This is a genomic window from Streptomyces sp. NPDC056738, assembly GCF_042790435.1.
Taxonomy (GTDB): domain Bacteria; phylum Actinomycetota; class Actinomycetes; order Streptomycetales; family Streptomycetaceae; genus Streptomyces.
In genome coordinates, this window is sequence record NZ_JBHTZF010000008.1 from 364,354 (window position 1) to 384,975 (window position 20,622).

Here is a 20,622-nt window from a genome sequence, read left to right on the forward strand (position 1 = left end):
CCGCGCGCACGGAAGTTGGCACTGCACGCACCGACCCGGCAGGTATCCCGGCGATGCCGCGTCGTCGCGTAGCGTGACGCGGCGTACGCCGAATAGGAGTTCGACTGCCGGGAGGTTCCTGATGGGAAGTCCACGTCCTTTGGTGATCGACGCAACCGGAGGCGACATCCACGGGGAGGCCGCCCGGATCCGCGAGAGAGGACCGGTGGCCCGGGTGGAGCTTCCCGGGGGCGTCGAGGCCTGGGCGGTGAGCGGCCCCGAGCTGCTGAAGCGGCTGCTCACCGATCCGCGGGTGTCCAAGGACGCGCAACAGCACTGGCCCCTGCTGGCGAACGGTGTGATCACGCCCGAGTGGCCGCTGTTCGCGTGGGTGGCCGTGGAGAACATGTTCACCGCGTACGGCGGTGAGCACCGTCGCCTGCGCACGCTGGTCTCCAAGGCGTTCACCGCCCGCCGGACGGCCGCGCTCCAGCCGCGTATCGAGGAGATCACCGGGCAGCTCCTGGACCGCGTGGCGGAAGCGGGTCGCGGCTCCCAGGTCCTCGATCTGCGTGAGGAGTTCTGCTATCCGCTGCCGATCCAGGTGATCAGCGAACTGTTCGGACTGCCCGAGGAACGGGGCCCCGAGCTGCGCGCGCTGGTGGACCGCATGTTCGCCACCTCCGCCGATCCGGGCGAGATGACGGCCGCCTACGGCCGGTTGCTGGTCATCCTGGCCGAACTCGTCGCCACCAAGCGGGAGTCGCCCGGCGACGACCTGACCTCCGGGCTCATCGCGGCCCGCGACGACGAGCGGGGCACCGCGCTCAGCGAGCAGGAGCTGCTGGACACGCTGATCCTCATGATCAGCGCCGGTCACGAGACGACGGTCAACCTCATCGACAACGCCGTGCATGCCCTGCTCACCCGGCCCGACCAGCTCGCGCACGTCCGGGCGGGCCGGGCGGACTGGGACGACGTGATCGAGGAGACGCTGCGGGCGGACGCCCCGGTCGCGAGCCTGCCGCTGCGGTACGCCGTCGAGGACATCGTCCTCTCCGAACTCGGCGGTCCCGAGGGGACCGTGATCGCCGCGGGTGAGGCGATCCTCGCGGCCTACGCCGCCGCCGGGCGCGATCCCGAGCGCCACGGCAAGGACGCCGACCAGTTCGACGTCACCCGCGCCGACAAGGAGCACCTCGCGTTCGGCCACGGCGTGCACCGCTGCCTGGGAGCCCCGCTGGGCCGCCTGGAGGCCCGGGTCGCGCTTCCGGCCCTGTTCGACCGCTTCCCCGCCCTGCGGCTCGCCGTCCCGGAGGAGGACCTGCGCCCGGTGGACTCCTTCATCTCCAACGGCCACCTCTCCCTGCCGGTCCGGCTCGCCTAGGGCCTGTCCGGACACTTCCCGTCGTCGCCGGAGGGCGGCCCGGCGGCGGCGTGGGGGTCCCCTGCTCGTAGAGCGGCGAAGCGGAACGTGATCTCGAACTTCCGGCGGCAGCCCCCTTTCCTGGTCAGGTCCCTCCAGGATGGGCAGGACAGGCGGAGCGTGAGATCACGGCGGGGCGCGAGGAGGCGTCCCGTCGTCGACTCGCCACCCGGGCATCCGAAGGGCGTGGCGTTGATTCTCAAGGGGAGGGCCGCGGAACTCCGTGTCCTCGAAGGGTTCGTGGCCGGACTTCGTGACGGGCTCAGCAAGGTGACGGTGCTGCGCGGGGACCCCGGGATCGGCAAGACCGCACTGCTGGAGTACGCGGCGGCGGAGGCCGCCGACCTGCGTGTGGTCTCGGTGGCGGGGATCGAGTCCGAGAGCGCGGGCTTCCCCTTCGCCGCGCTGCACCGGATGCTCATCCCGCTGGTGGACGGACGGGACGGCCTGGACGCGCTCAAGCACTCCGGCGCGCTGCCGCCCACCCAGCACGACGCGCTGCGCGTGGCCTGCGGACTGGCCGACGGGCCGCCGGCCGACCGGTTCCTCGTCGGGCTCGCGGTGCTGACGCTGCTCGCCGAAGCGGCCAGGAAACGCCCGGTGCTGTGCTGCGTCGACGACCTGCAGTGGCTCGACGACGAATCCCTGGGCGTCCTGTCCTTCGTGAGCCGACGGCTCCACGCCGAGGGCGTCGGTCTGCTGTTCGCGGCTCGCACCGGCTTCGAGGTGCCCGCGGGGCTGCCGGTCATCGAAGTAGGAGGCCTGGCGGACGAGTTCGCCCTGGAACTGCTGCGCGAGGCCGTCCCCGGCCAGCTCGACGCCCGGGTCGCCGCACGGATCGTCACCGCGACCTCCGGGAACCCCCTGGCGCTGGCCGACCTCGGAGAGGAGCTCTCCGCCGAGCAGCTTTCCGGCGGACTCGCCCTGCCCGAACCGCTGCCTCTCGGCGGCCGGTTGGAGGCCCACTACCTCCGGCAGGTGCGGGCGCTGCCGGAACCGGCCCGGACCTGGCTGCTGCTGGCCGCCGCCGAACCGGGCGGCGATCTCGGATACGTCACCGGCGCGGCGCGGCTCCTCGGCGTCGACCCCGAGGCCTCCGGCCCCGCCGAGACCGAGCGGCTCGTGGTGCTGCGGACCACCGCGCGGTTCCGGCACCCCCTGGTGCGGTCCGCGGTCTACGGCGGCGCGAACGGCAACGAGCGCCGACGCGTCCACCGTGCGCTGGCCGAGGTCACCGACCGCCCGGCCGACTCCGACCGGCGCGCGTGGCACCTCGCCGCGGCGGCGCTCGGCCCGGACGAGGCCGTCGCCGCCGAGGTGGAGCGTGCGGCCGACCGGGCGGGCGCGCGCGGCGGCTACGCGGCCCGCGCCACCTTCCTGACCAGGGCCGCCGAGCTCACCTCGCGGGCCGGGACGCGCGCCGAGCGGCTGCTGGCCGCGGCCGAGGCCGCGCTGCGCGCCGGAGCGCCGGTGCAGGCGGAATCGCTCCTCGACACCCTCGACGTCGGACTGCTCGACGACGTCGGCCGGGGCAGGGCGCTGCTCGTCCGCGCGCACACCGTCATCGCGCTCGGCGACGCCGGTTCCTTCGCCAAGGCGCCGGCGCTGTGCCTGAACGCGGCCCGTTCCCTGACCGGCGGAGCACCCGACCTCGCCCGTGAGGCGCTGCTCAGAGCCATCGACCGTGTCATCACCGCCGAACACCTCACGGAGGGAACGACACCGGCCGAGATCGCCCGTGCCATCGAGGAACTGGTGCCGCGCGATACGCCCGCCAGCGGCGTCGACCTCGTGCTGCGCGCGTTCGCCGTCCTGGCCACCGACGGGTACGAGAGCGCCGTACCCCATCTGCGGAGGGCCGCCGCGATGCTGCTCGACCCGCGGACCGGCGACGAGGACGTGCTACGGGGCCAACTGCCCGTCATCACCATGTCCATGGTCCTGTGGGACGAGGAGACGCACACCGCCGTCATCCGGCGCGGTGCCGACATCAGCCGGCGGGCGGGCGCCCTGTGGCAGTTGGACTCCGCCCTGTACTGCGCCTCCATGTCCGAGACCAATCTCGGCGAACTGGCCGCCGCCGACGACCTGCTGACCGAGGGCCACCAGGTCCGGTCCGCGATCGGTGCCAACGACGAGGTGTGGGCCATCTACCGGCACCCGGAACTGCTCGCCTGGCACGGTGAGGCCGATGATCTCGACACCGTCCTGCGCGGTTCGATGGAGGCCGGAACCTGGCTCGGTGCGGGCGCCGTCGCGTCCATCGCCCGCATCGGCGCCGTCGTCCTGGCGCTGAGCCGCGGCGACTACACGCGGGCACGCGCCACCGCCCACGAACTGATCGAGCACGACGTCCTCGGGGTGCACTCCCGGCTGCTGCCCCACCTCGTCGAGGCGTCGGTGCGCTGCGGCGACCGCGTGCTGGCCTCGGCCACGCTGCGTACGCTCACCTCCCGCGCCAGGGCGGCGGACACACCGTGGGCACTGGGCGTACTGGCTCGTTCGGAGGCGCTGCTCGCTCCCGCCGACGAAGCCGAACCGCTCTATCGCGAGGCGATCACCCTGCTCTCCGGCACCAGGGCCCGCTCCGATCGCGCCGTCGCCCATCTGCTGTACGGCGAGTGGCTGCGCCGCCGCAAGCGCCGGAAGGACGCCCGTGAGCAACTGCGTACGGCGCTGGCGATGTTCGACGGCATGCGGGCCATGGGCTACGCGGCGCGCAGCGCCCAGGAGCTGGCCGCGACCGGGGAACACCCGCGTCGCGGATCCGCGGGACCGCAGCCCGAGCTGACCCCGCAGGAACTCACGATCGCCCGGCTCGCGAAGGACGGCGCGACCAACGCCGAGATCGCCGCCCAGCTCTTCATCAGCGCCGGCACGGTCGACTACCACCTGAGAAAGGTCTTCCGGAAGCTCGACGTCACCTCCCGACGTCGGCTCGGCGAGGTGCCGGGGCTCTGAGCCCGGAGCCGGGCCCGGGCGCTTCCCCGGCCCCGCGGCGCAGGGGCCGGTCCGCCGGTCCAGGCGGCCGGGCGGACCGTTCGCGGGGCGGGACACCCGGTGACGCGTCCGGCGCGCGGCGGTCACGACTACGTGCCGCACGGGATTCGGGGGCGCCCGGTCCCGGCGGACGATCGACCGGTCGGAAATCGTCCGAAGACGGGAGTACCCATGCCGTACGTCACCGCGGCCGACGGAGCGCGGATCCACTACAAGGACTGGGGACATGGCAGGCCGGTCGTGCTCAGCCACGGCTGGCCGCTGAACGCCGACAGCTGGGAGGCGCAGCAGCTGTTCCTCGCCGCGAACGGCTTCCGCGCCATCGCCCACGACCGGCGCGGGCACGGCCGTTCCGACCAGACCTGGAACGGCAACGAGATGAACACCTACGCCGACGACCTCGCCACCCTCATCGACACCCTCGACCTGCGCGACGCGACCCTCGTCGGCTTCTCCACCGGCGGCGGCGAGGTCGCCCGCTACGTCGGTCGGCACGGCACCGCACGCCTCGCCCAGCTCGTCCTGGTCTCGGCCGTACCGCCCTTCATGCTCAAGACCGACGACAACCCCGGCGGTGTGCCCCTCGAGGAGTTCGACGCGTTGCGCGCCGGCTCCCTCGCCGACCGCTCGCAGCTCTACCACGACCTCGCCGACGGACCGTTCTTCGGCAACAACCGGCCCGGCGCCGAGGTCTCGCAGGGCATCCGGGACGCGTTCTGGCGGCAGGGTCTGGAGGCGGGACACCGCAACGCCTACGAGTGTGTCGCGGCCTTCTCCGGCACCGACTTCCGGTCCGACCTGGACGCCTTCGACGTCCCCACGCTGGTCGTCCACGGCGACGACGACCAGGTCGTGCCCTTCGAGGTCGGAGGCAAGGCGTCGGCCGCCCGGATCAAGAACGCGACCCTCAAGGTCTATCCGGGCGCACCGCACGGCATCACGGACACACACAAGGACCAACTGGGCGCCGATCTGCTGGAGTTCCTCAACTCCTGAGCGGGAGTGCGCGAGTCGCCCGCGCCGGGAGGGCGTGCCGGCCGGGACGCACCTCGCGCTCACCGCAGGCGTCCGGTGCGAGCGGGCGAACGGGTCTGCCCCGGCCCTCGGTCCGTGGCCGTCGCGGAGGCGGACGCGGTCACCGCCCACCGCTGCCGGGCATCTCTTCGCCCCGCTCTCACCCCGTCGGGCGCCGCTTCGCCCTGCCCGCACCCCGTCGGGCGCCGTTTCGCCCCACTCTCACCCCGTCGGGCGTCTCTTCCCTCTTCCTGCATCGTGCCGGGCGATTCCTCGCCCGCTGTCCGGCGGGCCTCCCGCCCGCCCGAGCCGAAGGAGCCCTACCGTGACCTCCTCCGCCCACCCCCGCCGCCGCGTCCTCGGCGGCCTGCTCGCGACCGGCGCGTTCACGCTCGCCGGTGGCACCGCGTCCGCCTCCGCGACCGCCCGTACCGGCGACACGGGCAGACCGACCGTCGTCCTCGTCCACGGCGTGTTCGCCGACGCGTCCGGGTGGAACGACACCATCGCCCGGCTCCAGAGGGCCGGCTTCCCGGTCATCGCCCCCGCCAACCCGCTGCGGGACCTCGCGGGCGACTCCGCGTACGTCTCCAGCGTCGTCGACACCGTTCCGGGTCCGGTCATCCTCGTCGGGCACTCCTACGGCGGCGAGGTCATCACCAACGCGGGACGCGGGCACACCAACGTCAAGGCACTGGTCTACGTCGGTGCGTTCGCGCCCGACGAGGGCGAGAGCGCGCTGCAACTCGCCTCGATGTTCCCGGGCAGCATGCTGCCGGACGCGCTGCTGACCCGGCCGTTCCCCCTGCCGGACGGCACTCCCGGCGGCATCGACGGATACATCGACCCGGCCAGGTTCCACGACGTGTTCGCGCAGGATCTCCCGCACTCCGTGACCCGGCTGATGGCGGTGACCCAACGCCCCGGCTCCGTGGGCGGGTTGGGTGCCGGTAGCGGTGTCCCGGCCTGGAAGAGCCTGCCGTCCTGGTACGTGATCCCGACCGCCGACCGCGTCATCCCGCCCGCGGCGCAGCGCTTCATGGCCGAGCGGGCGGGCAGCGCGACCGTCGAGGTCAAGGGTGCCTCGCACGTCGTGATGATGTCCCACCCGGACGTCGTGGTCCGCCAGATCCTGGCCGCGCACCACGCCACCCGCTGACACCTGTCACCGCCTCCCGAGGAGTTCCGATGAGCACCGCCCCCGACACCATCGTCCTGATCCACGGTTTCTGGGTCACACCCCGCAGTTGGGAACACTGGATCGACCGCTACGAGAAGCAGGGCTACCGCGTGATCGCTCCCGCGTACCCCGGCTTCGAGGTGGAGGTCGAATCCCTGAACGCCGACCCCGCGCCGATCGAGAAGATCACCGCCCCGCAGATCGTCGAGAGCCTGGCGAACGTGGTCCGCGGGCTCGACAGGCCGCCCGTCCTGATCGGCCACTCCGCCGGCGGTGCCTTCACGCAGGTCCTGCTCGACCACGGCTACGGCGCGGCCGGCGTCGCCATCAACTCCGCCCCCACCGAGGGCGTATCGGTGGTGCCCCTGACGCAGGTGAAGGCCACCTTCCCGGTGCTGAAGAACCCGGCGAACCATCACAAGGCCGTCGGCCTCACCCATGACGAGTGGCACTACGCCTTCACCAACACGTTCACGGAGGAGGAGTCGCGCGCCCTGTACGAGCGCTACGCGGTCCCCGCCTCGGGCCGCATCCTGTGGAACAGCGTGCTGGCCAACCTCCAGCCCGGCCACCAGGACATCTGGGTGAACTACCACAACGACGACCGCGCGCCGCTGCTGTTCCTCTCCGGCGAACTCGACCATCTGATGCCGCCCAAGGTCCAGCAGTCCAACGCCCGGCACTACAAGTCGGACACCGTCACCGAGGTGAAGGTGTATCCCGGCCGACCGCACCTCATGCCGGCCTCGCCCGGCTGGGAAGAGGTCGCGGACCACGCCCTGTCGTGGGCACTGGAGCACGCCGTCCGCTAGACGGAACGGCACGGCACAGCCCGGCCGGGGCGGACGTACGCGATCCGTCCCGGCCCGGGAACCGGGTGCGGCCGACACCGCATACGGTGACACCGCGAACGGCCGGATCGCGCGGGCGACACCGCTGACGACGGGACTCCGGACGACAAGACGGCGGACGACGACACTGTGAACGGGGACCCGGCATGAGCGAAGCACGCATCACCCACATCGGCGGTCCGACCACCCTGATCGAGGCCGGTGGCTGGCGGCTGCTCACCGACCCCACGTTCGACCCGCCCGGCCACCGCTACCGCTTCGGCTGGGGAACGTCCTCGTACAAGACGGCCGGCCCCGCGCTCACCCCGGCCGAGCTCCCTCCGATCGACGCCGTCCTGCTCAGCCACGATCACCACGGCGACAACCTGGATCTCGCGGGACGGACCCTGCTCGCCTCCGCGGACACCGTCCTCACCACGCCGTCCGGCGCCCGGCGCCTCGGCGGCAACGCGCGCGCCCTCGCTCCCTGGACGACCCACCGACTGGAGGCTCCGGGCCGACCGGCCATCACCGTCACGGCGACCCCCGCGCGCCACGGCCCACCGCTGTCCCGCCCCTTCACGGGCGAGGTGACCGGCTTCGCCCTCCACTGGGAGGGGCAGCGACACGGGGCCCTGTGGATGTCGGGCGACACCGTCCTGTACGACGGTGTACGGCAGGTGGCCCGGCGTCTGGACGTGGGGACGGCCCTGATGCACCTGGGCGGTGTCCGTTTCCCGTTGACCGGCCCGGTCCGCTACACGATGACGGCGGCCGAGGCCGTGGAACTCTGCCGTCTGCTCGGCCCGCACACCGTCATCCCGGTCCACTACGAGGGCTGGCACCACTTCCACGAGAGCCGCGCGACCATGGAACGGCACCTGGCCGCCGCCCCCGAGGACATCCGGGCCCGCTTCCGCCTGTTGCCCGCCGGGACGGGTGTGGACATCACCCTGTGACGGTCACGCCCGCGCCGGTGAACGACGGCGGAGACGCCAGGTTCCCCGACGGTCGGACCCGCTGGTACTCCGCCACGCGGAAAGCTCTGGCTAGTACTCCCCTCGCCACCAGGCCGCCGCCCGCGACCATGTGGTCCGCGGGTGGTCGGTCTCGGGGCTCCGGGGGTCGAAGGGCGGAGGCGGAGACGGCGGCGGAGGCGCCGGCCGCTCCGGACGGTCGGTGTCTCCGACGGCCGGGGCGGGCGGGAAGCTCACCGGCAGGGCGGCGAGCGCCCGGTGGAACGGGCCGGGCCGCCACCGCAACTCCTCCACGGGGAGCGACAGTTCGATGCCGGGTATCCGGTCCAGGAGCTTCTCGATCGCGACGGACGCGATCAGCCGCGCCGGGCCCTGCGCGGGACACGTGTGCGGGCCCGCGCTCCACGCCAGATGGGCCCGGTTGCCCAGGTGCCGATGTCCCGTCAGGGCCGGATCGGTGTTGGCGGCGGCAAGGCTCACCACCAGCGGATCGCCCGCGCGCAGCAGCGTGCCCTCGTACACGACGTCGTGGTGCGGATAGTGCACGGCGTAGTTCGCGATCGGCGGGTCGGTCCACAGCACCTCGTCGAGGGCGTCCTGCACCGGCAGGGTTCCGCCGGAGAGGTCGCCCGCGAAGCGGTCGTCGGAGAGCAGCAGGCGCAGTCCGTTCGCGATCAGGTTCTGCTGGGGTTCGGTGCCGGCACCCATCAGCACGGCGAGGGTGTGGATCAGCTCCTCGTCGGTCAGCCCGGCCGGGTGTTCCATGAGCCAGGACGTCATGTCGGGGGCGGGCCGGCGCCGCTTCAGCTCGACGAGGTCGGCCAGGGTGGAGATGAGCAGTTCGTACGCCTTCTCCGCGTCCACTCCGTCGAACATCCCGGACATGCCCTCGACCAGCCGGACGCCGTGCCCGGCGGGGCAGCCGAAGAGGTGGTTGAACACGAGCAGGGGCAGGACCTGGGCGTATTCGCCGAGCAGATCCGCCGTGCCGAGCGGCGCGAACCGGTCGATGAGGGTGTCGGCGCCGCGTTCGGCGCAGTCGCGCAGCGCGCCGGCCTCGACGCGGGCGAGCGTGTCGGCGATGGCGCCCCGCAGCCGGCTGTGCTCCTCGCCGTCGGTGAACAGGGCGCTGGGCCGGTAGGTCATCATCGGCAGGACCGGGCTGTCCGCCGGGACGGCGCCGTCGGCGAGGTCCTTCCAGCGGCGGGGGTCCTTGGAGAAGGTCTCCGGGCTGCGCAGGACGTGCAGCGCGGCGTCGTACCCGGTGACCAGGGTGGCCCGGACACCGGGGGCGAGTTCGACGCGGGCGGTCGGTCCGGACTCCCGCAGCAGCCGGTAGACCGCCGTCGGATCGGCCGCGAACTCCGGCCCGTACAGGGGCTGATGGGCCGGGCAGCCGGGGGGCGGTACGGCGTTCACGCGGTCTCCAGTTCGCCGGTGCGGGCCAGCAGATGGGTGACGAGGGCGATCAGCGTCTCGGTGGCGGAGACCCGGTCGCGGGCGTCGCAGCGCAGCAGCGGGGTGCCGGGCAGCAGGTCGAGTGCCTCGCGCACCTCGTCGAGCCCGTGCTCGGGCCGGCCGTCGAAGTCGTTGAGGGCGACCGCGTACGGCACGTCCAGTTCCTCCAGCAGGCCCATGACTTCGAAGGACCGGTCCAGGCGTCGGGTGTCGGCGAGGACGAGGGCGCCGAGCGCGCCGCGCGTCAGGTCCCGCCAGAGGCCGGTGAAGCGACGCTGTCCCGGGGCGCCGAACAGATAGAGGACCAGGGTGTCGTTGAGGGTGACGCGGCCGAAGTCGAGGGCGACGGTGGTGGTTTCCTTGTCCCGCGTACCGGTCAGGTCGTCGACGGACGCGCCGGCCCGGGTCATGACCTCCTCGGTGCGCAGCGGGCGTATCTCGGACAGCGCGCCGACGAACGTGGTCTTGCCGACCGCGAAGTGGCCCACGATCAGCACCTTCACGGCGGTCCGCACGCCCTCGGGCAGATACGAGGTGTCAGAGCCGGGAGCGCAGTCCATCGAGGACCTCTCTCAGGACGCGGGTGTCGGACGGAGGTCCGGCGGAGGGGATCGGCGCGCGGGTGACGAGGTGACCGCTGTCCATCAGGTCGGCGACCAGCACTTTGGTGACGCTGACGGGCAGTTCCAGATGGCCGGCCACCTCGGCCAGCGACAGGGCACCGGGCCGGCACAGCTCCATGAGCCGCCGCTTCTCGGGGCTGAGCCCGGTGAGCGGGGGGCCGACGGCGGCGATCAGCAGCGTGACGAGGTCGAGGGTGTTGCGCGAGGGCTGCGAGCGGCCGTCGGTGACGACGTAGGACCGCACCAGCCGCTCCCCGGGACGATGTCCGGGCGGTCTCATGCCGGGCTGCCGGTGTCCCGCCGGGCGGGGCTGGTCAGTTCCCTGCCGAGCCGGTCGACCATCTTGTGCATGCGGTAGGTGACCGCCTCCATGTCGACGTTCTCGGTCGTGGACACCGCGAGGTGGGTGCCCTCCCCCGCGGCGACGAGGAAGACGTACCCGTGCGCGAACTCGATCAGGGTCTGCCGCCAGGGTGTGTCCGGACGGCCGCAGAACTCGGCGGTGCTGCGGCTGATCGACTGCACGCCGGACAGACCGGCGGCCAGCCGCTCGGCGTCGTCCCGGCCGATGTCCGCGGAGTGCGCGCGGAGCATGCCGTCGGCGGACAGCAGGATCGCGTGCCGGGCCTCCGGCACCTTCAGGACCTCGTCGAGCATCCACCCCAGCTCGTTGCTCATGGGCGCGGTCATCCCTGTGTGCTCCCTTCGATCGGGTGGGGTGTTCCGTACGACGGCACGGGGGCGTCCGGCGGTCGAGGGGCCGCCGGGGTCGCCGGGGTCGCGGTGGTGTCCTGCTCCGCTCGGCCGGATCGGGTGCCGCGGGCGAACGCCCCCATGCGCCGGGCGTTCTCCTCGGCCGACCGGGCGCCGACGTCCTCGGCGGCACCAGCGCCCTCGGCGCGCTCGGCGGACTCGGCAGGCCCCGCGGACTCGGCAGGCCCCGCGGACTCGGCAGGCCCCGCGGGCTCCGCAGGCACGGCGGACTCGGCAGGCCCCGCGGGCTCCGCAGGCACGGCGGACTCGGCAGACGCGCCGGATTCGGCGGGCGCGGCGGCGGTGCCGGGGCCCGCGCCGTCCGGCTGCCGCGGGACCCGGCGCCGCCGCTTCGGCAGGCCGCCGGCCGTGGTCGTCCCGACGGGCTCGGCCTCGCGCCGGGTGTGCGGCACGGGCGCGGTCCGCACGCCCCCGGGCCTCGCGGCCGTGAGTGAGGGTTCGACTCTCGGCGGCTCCGCGTCCGGGACCGGGTGCGTGAGCAGTTTCGCGGGCAGGAACACCACCGCCCGGACACCGCCGTACGGGGACCGGGTGTCCACCGAGACACTGAATCCGTACCGCGCTGCGAGGACGCCGACGACGGCGAAGCCGAACCGCGGAGGGTCCTCGAGCCGGGTCACGTCCACCAGATCCCGGCCGGTCAGGAGCCCGGCGGCCCGCTCGATCGTTCCGGCGTCCATGCCGACACCGGCGTCGTCCACGACCACGCAGGCACCGTTGTGCGCCGGCTGGACGGTGACCTCGACGGTGGTGCCGGGCTGCGAGTGGCGTGCCGCGTTGTCCAGCAGTTCGGCGACGGCGAGGACCACCGGTTCGACGGCACGGCCCTCGACGGCCAGGCCGACCTCTCCGTTGACGCGGACGCGCCGGTAGTCACGGACGCGGGAGGTCGCGCCCCGCACCACCTCGGTCAGAGCGGAGGTGCCGCGCTGGCGTCCGGGCCAGGAGCCGCACAGGACGGCGATCGCCTGGGCGCGCCGGCCGAACTGGGCGTTGGTGTGGTCGATCTCGAGAAGGTCGCGCAGCACGTCGGGGTGGTCGTGCCGGTCCTGCATCTCGGCGATGGACACCTGCTGCTCGCTCGCGAGGGCCTGGATCGAGCGCATGGACGCCTTGAGCGCGGACTTCGCGGACCGGTCGGCGCGCGCCTGCGCGTGTCCCACCGCCTCCGAGAAGCGCTCCAGGACGGCGCCGAGGTGCTTCGCGAAGTCCGTGCCGGCCAGCCGGGCGTCGAGCGGAGGGGCGGCCGGGACACCCGGGGCGGCGGTCCGGTGCGGGGTGTCCTCCAGGACGGGCAGGCGGACCTCGGCCAGGTTGCGCAGTTCCTCGTCGCGGGCCCGCAGGTCCCCGACGAGATCGTCGGTCCGCCGGCGCAGCCGCGCGCTGATCCCGCGCTGGCGCAGCAGCAGCACGGTGACGGCGAGCAGGCCGACGGCCAGGCACCAGGACGCGGCCTCCGGTATCCGTTCGGTCATGGTCCTCAAGTCCTCTTGTACGGAGACGCATTGCCGGGGCGGGAGCGGGAAAAGTGAAGGAGGATGCGCGAGTTGACGGGGCGGACGACGGTAGCCGCGCGTCGGCTCCCGCGCTTTCCGCGACGCGCAAGGAAGTTGCCGCCATGCGCACCGGCTGTGTGCACTAGGCTGACACCGCGTAACTGCCCTCACTCGCACGGGAGTCGATGGTGGCCTTGCCCACGGGGAACTACCTGGTGGAAGCCCGGTCGACGGGCTCGGTGGGACCGTCGGAGCGGGTCGACTTCTGGAGCGAGCACATCGGGTCGTACCAGCCGCGGATGGGCTATCGGTACGGCCGTACCGACGACTTCAGCGGCGAGACGGTCCGTCAGCGCTCCGAGGCGTATCAGCTCGTCAGGTTCCGTTCGGACGCGATCGAGTACAGCAGGACGGCGCGCCAGATCCGCGAGGACCCCGACGGGGACTACCGGTTGCTGCTGCCGCTGACCGGGGAGATCGTCCTGCGCCAGGACGGCCACGAGGCACGGCTGACGCCGGGGACGGGCACGCTCGTCTCGTTCGGGTCGCCCTTCCAGTGTCTCCAGGACGCCTCCACCCAGGCGTTCGTCCTCACGATCCCGGCCCGCGAGCTGGACGGCCCGCTGAACCGCAAGTCGCCGCTGGCCACCGGCCTCGACCTGAGCAGGGGGCTCGGGCGTGTCGTCCGCTCGATGCTCGACGGTCTGTACGCCGAGCGCGACGACCTCACGGACGCCCAGTTCAACGCCGTGTCCGACCGGGTGGTCGAGCTGCTGTGCATGCTGACCACCGGCGACGACCGCCCCGAGGGCACCCGTCACCTGTCCGACGTGGAGACGGTGGTGCGCCGCCACGTCCGCGAGAACGCCGCCGACCCCGGCCTCACGGGGACGTCCATGGCCCGCGCCCTCGGCTGGTCGCTGCGCCAGATCCAGCTCGCCCTCCAGCACGCGGGCACCACCCCCCGCGACCTGATCCGCGAGGAGCGGCTGCGGCTGGTCCGCGAACGGCTCCGGTGCGGCGACTGCGAGCACCTGACGATCACCGATCTCGCCCACGCCTCGGGTTTCTCGTCGGCGAGCGCGCTGAGCACCGCCTTCCGGCAGCGCTTCGGGGTGAGCCCGCGCGAGATGCGCAACGCAGTCCGCGCCACGTGACGCCCGCGGCCGATCACGTCCTGGGACAATCGGTACAGGACGGGATTCCGGTCCTGGGCGGGGATCCGGTCCAGGACGGCTGCTGTCCCGGGAGTGGAGATGGATCTGCGGCAGATGGAGGTCGTGGTCGCGGTCGCCGAGGAGGGCGGCTTCACGGCGGCGGCCCAGCGGCTGCGCGTGGTGCAGTCCGCCGTGTCGAGCGCCGTCCTCGCGTTGGAACGGGAACTGGGCACCCCGCTGTTCGACCGCACCACGCACCGGGTGTCGCTGACCCCGGCGGGCGAGGTCTTCGTCCCGGCGGCACGCGCCGCGCTGCGGGCGGCCGAACAGGCACGGGCGACCGTCGACCTGGTCCGGGGAGAGCTCAGGGGCCGGGTCACCATCGGCACGGCACGGGGTGTCTGGGCCGACCTGCACCGGCCGCTGGCCGCTCTGCGCGCCGAGCATCCGGGCGTGGTGGTGCGCCTGCGGCAGGCGTCCCTCCCCGACATCCGGGATGGGCTGCGGGAGGGCAGCGTCGACCTCGCCGTGGTGGCGCTCGACCGGCAGCGCCAGCGCGGTCTCGTGACGCGGCTGCTGTCGTACGAGGAGATGGTGCTGGTGTCCGCCCCGACGCGCGAACTCACCGCGAACGGCCCCGACGGCACGGTCACCCTCGCCGGGGCGGCCCGGCTTCCCTTGGTGGACTTCACACCCGGCTGGGCGATCCGGCTCAGCGTGGACCGGGCCTTCCGGGCCGCCGGTGTGGAACGGGAGCCGGCCTTCGAGGTCGACGACATCGCGGCCGCGGCGGAACTCGTCGGCAACGACCTGGGCGTCTGTGTCATGCCCGCCTCGATCGCGGGACGGTTCCCGGGCCTCAGCACCCACCCGTTCGCCCGGCACGCGCCACACTGGAAACTCATGCTGGTCCACCCTCGTGGCGACACCCCTCCCGCGGTCACCGCGCTCCTGCGGCACATGACCTGAGGGCGGACGGTCCGAGGACGCCCCCCGGGGGGGAGAGACGGGATCAGGTGCGCCGGACCGCGTGCCCGACCGTCAGGACCGCGTGCGCGGCCGTCAGGTGGAGGCCGCGGGGCGGGAGGCCGGGTGCGTGGCCGGCTGCGGGGTCAGCCGGTCCAGGCCCTTGCGGTCGTAGTAGCGGGTCATCGCGAAGCCGAAGACGAGGGCGAGCACGCTGCCGACGGCGATCATGAGCCAGGCGCGGCCGAGCCCGGCGTCGGCCCGGGCGTCGAAGAACAGGATGGCCCGCACCCCGTCGCTGAGCTGGCGCATGGGCTCGAAGATGGACAGGAACCGGTAGAAGCCGGGGACCGCCTGGAGCGGGACGGTGGCGCCCGAGGAGGGCAGGCCCAGCACGATGAACACGAACATGGACACGAGCTGGCCGATCCCGCCGAACGCCGCGTTGATCGCCTGGACGCCCAGTCCGACGGCCAGGCTCGCGCAGTAGGAGTAGATCCACAGCAACGGCAGGTGGGTGGCGTCCATGCCGAGGATCGCGACGGTGGCCAGCATGACGAGGGACACCGTGAGCACGGAGATCCCGGCGGTCATGACCATCTTCAGGAGCAGCGTCTGGGTGCGGCTGATCGGCACGGTGGGGCGGCGGGTGTGCCAGGGGCCGATCTCGGTGTCGGCGTAGCCGAGGGCGGTGTCGACGCCGGTGCTGATGAGGTTGCCGCCGAGGAACCCGGCCAGGACCAGGAGCAGGGTGTAGTAGAACGCGCTCAGCCCGAGACCGCTGTGCGTGCCGATGGGGTGTCCGATCCGGGTGACGACCTGGACGGGGTCGGCGAGCAGCAGCTGCGTCGTGGCGTCGGCCTTCGCGGTCACGGGGGACGCCGTCAGTTGCTTGCCGATGGTCGTGGAGGCCTGCTGGGCCGCCGTGGTGTTGATCCGCGAGGCCAGGGACGAACCGAGGCTGCCCATTCCGGGGTTGGTCAGGACCGTGATGGTGGGCCGGACGGTGGCGTTCGCCGTGGTCAGCGCGGTCAGGGAGTCGGTGAAGTTCCGGGGGACGACGAGGGCTCCGTAGATCTTTCCGGAGGAGAGTTCGTCCTGGGCCTGCGCGCGGGTGAGTCTGCGCCAGCCCGCCGTGCCGGAGGTGTCGCTCGCGGCGATGGCCGCGGTGACCTGGGCGCCCGCGTTCTGCCGCTGCCCGGGAGGGGGCTTGCCGGTGTCCTCGTCGACCAGGCCGATCGGCAGGTGGCGCAGGTGCCCGTTCGGGTTGACGATCCCGCCCATGTACAGCAGCGACAGCAGCAGCGCGAGCAGCCCCGTCAGGACGGTGGGCACCAGCCACAGCTTCGGGCGACGCAGGAGCGCGGTGGCACGGGCCTGTACGGGAGTGTCCGGGCCGGCGGCGTCGTCACCGGGGCCCCCGGGGTGCCGGGCGGCGCCGCCCGCGCCCGCCGTGCCCGGGGGCTCCTCGGGGTGATTGCTGTCGGCGTCCATGGTTCTCCACAGGTTCCGGGGCGGCACGGGAACGGCGTCGGGCGCGCGGCCCTCGGCCGGGGAGTCCAGGACCGCACGTCAGGCCAGGATCGGGGGTACGGACGCGCCACGGACGGCGACTCGCCGAACCCCCGACGCCGGCCCCGCCCACACACCCGCCGGGCCCCCCACGCGACACCCGGATCCCGTCCCCACTTACCGCCCTCTAGGCCCGCGACCCGTCCCCCGAGCCAGTGCTTCACCCCGGGGCCGGATTCCTGGGTCGCGCGTCCGCCCCGCCGGTCGTACCTTCGTCAGCACGGTGAGTGCCTGGCCGTGTCGCTCAGTTGCCGGTCCTCCTTTTCTCTCCGGACACCGTGGCGTCACACCGGACGGGAACGTTTTGCCCCGTCCCCGTTGCATCGCCTCGGATCCGTCCGTCCGTACCCGGGCGTGACGCGGAAGGACGACGTGCGCCGTGTCCCTGCCCCCGCTCGACAGCCTCCCCGCCACCGCGACCACCGCGGCACAGGCGGCACAGACACCCGCCGCCGCGACCACGGCCACGGCGGCGCCGTCACCCGCCCTGGCGAAGGGTGACGCGGGCGGCTCCACCGCGCCCTCGTCGGCGCCTCCCCCCACCTGCTCTCCCACCGCCGCCCGGCTCGCGTCCCTCTCGCGTCTCACCCGTCTGGTGGTGACGCTGCTCCCCGTGGTGCTGATCGGGACCTGGGCGGCGCTGGACCGGAGCGCCGTGCTCGACGGCGTCGCCCGGCTGGGTGACGCCGATCCGTGGTGGCTCGTGGCCGGGCTCCTCTTCACCCTGCTGGGCTGGGTCGTCGCCGCGTGCGTCCGGCAGGGCGCCCTGCCCGAGCGGCTGCCGCCCGGACTGCTGCTGGCGTCGCAGTTGGCCGCGGGCGCCGCCAACCACGTCCTGCCGGCGAGCATCGGCGCCCACGCCGTCACCCTGCGCTTCCTGCGCGGCCAAGGCGTGCCCCTGGCGCGGGCGACGGCCTCGCTCGCGCTGTATTCGCTGGTCAAGCCGGTGGCGAGGATCCCGGTGCTGGTCCTCTTCCTGGTGGCCGTCGGCGACACCCTCCGGTTCGGCGCGCTCGCCCCGGACCGCTCGACGCTGCTGCTGGCGGCGGGAAGCGCCGCGCTCGGTCTGACGACCGTCGCTCTGCTGGTCACGAAGGTCCGTCCGCTGCGCCGCCCCGCGGTCGACTTCGTCCGTACGGCCCTGACCGACGTACGGATCCTGCACACCCGGCCCGGCCGTGTCCTCGCCCTCTGGGGTGGTTCGGCGGCCGCCCCGGTGCTCCAGGGCAGCACGATCGCGGCGGTCGGCTTCTCGCTCGGACTGCCGCTGTCCTGGGCTCAGGTGGTGTTCGCGCTGCTGGTCGCCAGTACCGCCGCCGGCGCCGTGCCCGCGCCGGGCGGAATCGGCCCGGTGGACGCGGCCATGGTCTTCACGATGGTCTCGCTGGGCGCCCCGGCGGGCCTGTCGACGGCCACCGTGATCGGCTACCGGGTCCTGACGGTCTGGATCCCGCTGCTCCCGGGCACGCTCATCCTCTCGGCCCTGGTGCACCGCAAGGTGCTGTGAACGAAGGCGGGCGCGGGGCCGGGCACAGCCCGGCCGACCGCGCCCGGTCCCCGTACGGCGTCGGCCGGCCGCGCCCTCGTCGGGTCCCGGCCGGCCTCGCTCAGCCCTCGTCCGGCGTCAGCCGCAGCGAGATGCTGTTGATGCAGTACCGCTGGTCCGTCGGCGTGGGATAGCCCTCGCCGTCGAAGACATGGCCGAGGTGCGACCCGCAGCGGGCGCACCGCACCTCCGTCCGCACCATTCCGTGCGACCGGTCCTGGATCAGCTCGACGGCGTTCGAGTCCTTCGGGTCGTAGAAGGACGGCCAGCCGCAGTGCGACTCGAACTTCTCCGTGGAGGTGAAGAGTTCGGCGCCGCAGGCGCGACAGGAGTAGACGCCCTTCGTCTTGGTGTCGGTGTACTCACCGGTGAAGGCGGGCTCGGTGCCCGCCTTGCGCAGCACGGTGTACTCGGACGGGGTCAGCTCCGCGCGCCACTGCTCGTCCGGCTTTTCGATGTCGTACGACATGAAGCTCAACCCCTCACGCTCAAGGAGGCCCGCTGGGGGCCACGGTTCACTCGGCCAGGCGGGCGAGGATCTCCGGTCCGAGATCCGTCACGTCGCCCGCGCCCATGGTGAGAACGAGATCACCGGGCTTCGTCATTCCCGCGACGACGGACGGGACCTCGGTCTTGTCGTGGACCGGCGTCACCTCGGCGCCCGCGGTGCGCGCGGCCTGGATGATCAGCTCGCTGGTGACACCGGGGATCGGGTCCTCGCGGGCCGGGTAGATGTCCAGGACGACCGAGGCGTCCGCCAGCGACAGGGCCTCGCCCATCTCCTTGCCCAGTTCCTGGGTGCGGGAGAACAGGTGCGGCTGGAAGACCACGAGGATGCGGCCCGAGGCGCCGGACCGCATGGCCTCCAGGTCGGCGGTCATCTCGGTCGGGTGGTGCGCGTAGGAGTCGACGACCTGCACGCCGGCCGCCTCGCCCTTGAGCTGGAGGCGGCGCTTCACACCGGTGTACGAGGCGAGCGCGGGGGCCAGCTCGGCGGCCGGGATCCCCAGGGCGACGCCGGCGGCCAGCGCGGCCACCGCGTTGTGGGCGTAGTGGCGGCCGGGGACGGAGACCGTGAAGGTCAGCTCGGCGCCGTCCAGCAGGACCGTCACCTCGCTCTTCAGGCCGTGCGGGACGACGGAGAGCACGCGGACGTCCGCGTCCGCGGCGTCGCCGTAGGTCACCACGCGCACGTCGCGGCCCGTGACGCGGCGGGTCAGCTCGCGGGCGCCCTCGTGGTCCGCGGAGATCACCAGGGTGCCGCCCTCGGTGACGCGGTCCACGAACGTCTCGAAGGACTCGTAGATCTCGTCCATGGACGCGTAGTTGGCGTGGTGGTCGAGTTCGACGTTGAGGATGATCGCGACCTCGGGCGCGTACTTGTGGAAGCTGCGGTCCGATTCGTCCGCCTCGGCGACGAAGATGTCGCCGTCGCCGTGCAGGGCGTTCGAGCCGGGGGCGTCGAGGTCGCCGCCGATGGCGTACGAGGGGGCGAGGCCGAGCGTCGACAGGGACACGGCCAGCATCGAGGTGGTGGTCGTCTTGCCGTGGGTGCCGGCGACCGCGATCGGGCGCAGGCCGTCCATCAGACGGGCCAGGGCGTCCGAGCGGTGGACGACCGGGATGCCGAGCTCGGCGGCGCGGGCGAGCTCCGGGTTGTCGGCGCGGATCGCGGAGGAGACCACGACACAGGTGGCGTCCGGGGCGAGGTGACCGGCCGCGTGCCCGATGTGGACCGTGGCGCCCAGCGCGCGCAGCGCCTCGGCGGTGGCGGACTCCTTGGCGTCGCTGCCCGCCACGACGGCTCCGCGCTGCGCGAGGATCTTCGCGATGCCCGACATCCCGGCGCCGCCGATGCCGATGAAGTGCGGTCGGTCCATCGCGGTAGGAAGGCCGGGTGCCATGCGTGTTTCTCCCCAAGATCCGGTACGAAGGTGGGCGCGCTCTCCCGAGGGGAACGCGGGCCCAGCCTATTGGGTGCGGCGGACGGCGCCTCACAAGGGACGCCGGCGGACGCGTGCCCCGGGTGTCCGCCGGGGCCCCCGGTTCACGCCTTGCTGTGCGAGAACAGCTTCAGGACCGGCACGCCCACCTTGTGGCGGGCCCGGGAGGCCCAGTCCCGGTGGAAGAACTCCTCCACGTAGTGGGGGTCGGTCAGCACGATGACCTCGTCGGCCTTCACCTCGTCGACCAGGCCCTTCAGCGCGTCGAGGGGATGGTCCTCGATAAGCCGGCCCTCGGCCGTGCTGCCGGACCCGCGCAGCGCCATGAGGGACACCTCCAGCGCCCGCTCGCCCTGGCCGACGGCCTCCTCGCCCTCCGGCGTCCTGCCCTCGTGGGTCGCCTCGTCGATCTCGCCCATCGCGACGTCGTCGATGGCCCGCAGCAGCCGGTCCGCCTGGTCGCCCCGGGGCTGGAGGAGCACGTGGAAGGCGACCGCCTCGTCACCGTGCAAGGTGGTGACGAACTCCACGTCGGCGGACGTCAGGGCCTTCTCGATCATCAATACGCTCGTGAACACGACAGGCGCCCTTCTCGTCCGTGGGCCGTCCCGGCCCCCTGCGGAAACCATCCTGCCCCGTGACAGCACGGGTACTGCGCGAATTAGTGTGCCCGTCCGAAGA

18 protein-coding genes are annotated in these 20,622 nt (G+C 73.0%); 9 read left to right on the forward strand and 9 right to left on the reverse strand.

All coding sequences use genetic code 11. The annotated features are described in order from the left end of the window. Positions 1 to 121: 121 nt before the first annotated feature. The 6 genes from ACFRIC_RS23090 (at position 122) to ACFRIC_RS23115 (ending at position 8,388) form a co-directional block, all read left to right on the forward strand. Positions 122 to 1,366 (forward strand): cytochrome P450, encoded by a 1,245-nt coding sequence (locus ACFRIC_RS23090; RefSeq protein ID WP_382788613.1) that lies wholly within the window; start codon positions 122 to 124, stop codon positions 1,364 to 1,366. A gap of 225 nt (positions 1,367 to 1,591) precedes the next feature. Next, positions 1,592 to 4,366, forward strand: coding sequence for an AAA family ATPase (locus tag ACFRIC_RS23095; protein WP_382788615.1), 2,775 nt, complete (start codon positions 1,592 to 1,594; stop codon positions 4,364 to 4,366). A 210-nt stretch (positions 4,367 to 4,576) separates the two neighbouring features. Further along, positions 4,577 to 5,401, forward strand: a complete 825-nt coding sequence (locus tag ACFRIC_RS23100; protein ID WP_382788617.1) for an alpha/beta fold hydrolase — start codon at positions 4,577 to 4,579, stop codon at positions 5,399 to 5,401. Positions 5,402 to 5,744: 343 nt separating this feature from the next. Next, positions 5,745 to 6,578, forward strand: coding sequence for an alpha/beta fold hydrolase (locus ACFRIC_RS23105; RefSeq protein ID WP_382788619.1), 834 nt, complete (start codon positions 5,745 to 5,747; stop codon positions 6,576 to 6,578). A gap of 29 nt (positions 6,579 to 6,607) precedes the next feature. Further along, complete coding sequence (locus tag ACFRIC_RS23110) at positions 6,608 to 7,411, forward strand: alpha/beta hydrolase (RefSeq protein WP_382788621.1); 804 nt, start codon at positions 6,608 to 6,610, stop codon at positions 7,409 to 7,411. Between the two features lie 185 nt (positions 7,412 to 7,596). Continuing rightward, a complete protein-coding gene (locus tag ACFRIC_RS23115; RefSeq protein ID WP_382788623.1) occupies positions 7,597 to 8,388 on the forward strand; it encodes an MBL fold metallo-hydrolase in 792 nt (263 codons plus the stop codon). 90 nt (positions 8,389 to 8,478) lie between these two features. On the opposite strand, the gene ACFRIC_RS23120 is transcribed toward ACFRIC_RS23115, so the two are convergent. The 5 genes from ACFRIC_RS23120 to ACFRIC_RS23140 are packed head-to-tail and all read right to left on the reverse strand — an operon-like array spanning position 8,479 to position 12,736. After that, on the reverse strand, positions 8,479 to 9,825 hold the full coding sequence (locus ACFRIC_RS23120; RefSeq protein ID WP_382788625.1) for a cytochrome P450: 1,347 nt from the start codon (positions 9,823 to 9,825) through the stop codon (positions 8,479 to 8,481). Then, complete coding sequence (locus ACFRIC_RS23125; protein WP_382788627.1) at positions 9,822 to 10,424, reverse strand: ATP/GTP-binding protein; 603 nt, start codon at positions 10,422 to 10,424, stop codon at positions 9,822 to 9,824. Before ACFRIC_RS23125 ends, ACFRIC_RS23120 begins: the two co-directional genes overlap by 4 nt. Next, on the reverse strand, positions 10,402 to 10,767 hold the full coding sequence (locus tag ACFRIC_RS23130; protein WP_382788629.1) for a DUF742 domain-containing protein: 366 nt from the start codon (positions 10,765 to 10,767) through the stop codon (positions 10,402 to 10,404). Before ACFRIC_RS23130 ends, ACFRIC_RS23125 begins: the two co-directional genes overlap by 23 nt. Further along, the gene (locus tag ACFRIC_RS23135) at positions 10,764 to 11,177 is read right to left on the reverse strand and encodes a roadblock/LC7 domain-containing protein (RefSeq protein ID WP_382788631.1); all 414 of its coding nucleotides are present in this window, start codon (positions 11,175 to 11,177) and stop codon (positions 10,764 to 10,766) included. The genes ACFRIC_RS23130 and ACFRIC_RS23135 overlap by 4 nt, the downstream gene beginning before the upstream one ends. Beyond that, positions 11,174 to 12,736 carry an ATP-binding protein gene (locus tag ACFRIC_RS23140; protein WP_382788633.1) on the reverse strand — a complete coding sequence of 521 codons (1,563 nt, stop codon included), beginning with the start codon at positions 12,734 to 12,736 and terminating at the stop codon, positions 11,174 to 11,176. The genes ACFRIC_RS23135 and ACFRIC_RS23140 overlap by 4 nt, the downstream gene beginning before the upstream one ends. A gap of 209 nt (positions 12,737 to 12,945) precedes the next feature. Here ACFRIC_RS23140 and ACFRIC_RS23145 point away from each other — a divergent pair, with 209 nt between their 5' ends. Beyond that, positions 12,946 to 13,914: a helix-turn-helix domain-containing protein gene (locus ACFRIC_RS23145; protein ID WP_382788635.1), complete on the forward strand. Its 969-nt coding sequence runs from the start codon at positions 12,946 to 12,948 to the stop codon at positions 13,912 to 13,914. 99 nt (positions 13,915 to 14,013) lie between these two features. Beyond that, on the forward strand, positions 14,014 to 14,883 hold the full coding sequence (locus tag ACFRIC_RS23150; RefSeq protein ID WP_382788637.1) for a LysR family transcriptional regulator: 870 nt from the start codon (positions 14,014 to 14,016) through the stop codon (positions 14,881 to 14,883). Positions 14,884 to 14,976: 93 nt separating this feature from the next. On the opposite strand, the gene ACFRIC_RS23155 is transcribed toward ACFRIC_RS23150, so the two are convergent. Further along, on the reverse strand, positions 14,977 to 16,374 hold the full coding sequence (locus ACFRIC_RS23155; protein WP_382788639.1) for a YhgE/Pip domain-containing protein: 1,398 nt from the start codon (positions 16,372 to 16,374) through the stop codon (positions 14,977 to 14,979). Positions 16,375 to 16,939: 565 nt separating this feature from the next. On the opposite strand from ACFRIC_RS23155, the gene ACFRIC_RS23160 reads away from it, so the two are divergent. Then, on the forward strand, positions 16,940 to 17,959 hold the full coding sequence (locus tag ACFRIC_RS23160; protein WP_382788768.1) for a YbhN family protein: 1,020 nt from the start codon (positions 16,940 to 16,942) through the stop codon (positions 17,957 to 17,959). Between the two features lie 100 nt (positions 17,960 to 18,059). On the opposite strand, the gene msrB is transcribed toward ACFRIC_RS23160, so the two are convergent. The 3 genes from msrB to ACFRIC_RS23175 form a co-directional block, all read right to left on the reverse strand. Further along, positions 18,060 to 18,467, reverse strand: coding sequence for a peptide-methionine (R)-S-oxide reductase MsrB (gene msrB, locus ACFRIC_RS23165; RefSeq protein ID WP_382788641.1), 408 nt, complete (start codon positions 18,465 to 18,467; stop codon positions 18,060 to 18,062). Positions 18,468 to 18,513: 46 nt separating this feature from the next. Then, complete coding sequence (murC, locus tag ACFRIC_RS23170; protein WP_382788643.1) at positions 18,514 to 19,902, reverse strand: UDP-N-acetylmuramate--L-alanine ligase; 1,389 nt, start codon at positions 19,900 to 19,902, stop codon at positions 18,514 to 18,516. Positions 19,903 to 20,045: 143 nt separating this feature from the next. Further along, positions 20,046 to 20,519 (reverse strand): indole-3-glycerol phosphate synthase, encoded by a 474-nt coding sequence (locus ACFRIC_RS23175; RefSeq protein WP_382788645.1) that lies wholly within the window; start codon positions 20,517 to 20,519, stop codon positions 20,046 to 20,048. Between the last annotated feature and the right edge of the window lie 103 nt (positions 20,520 to 20,622).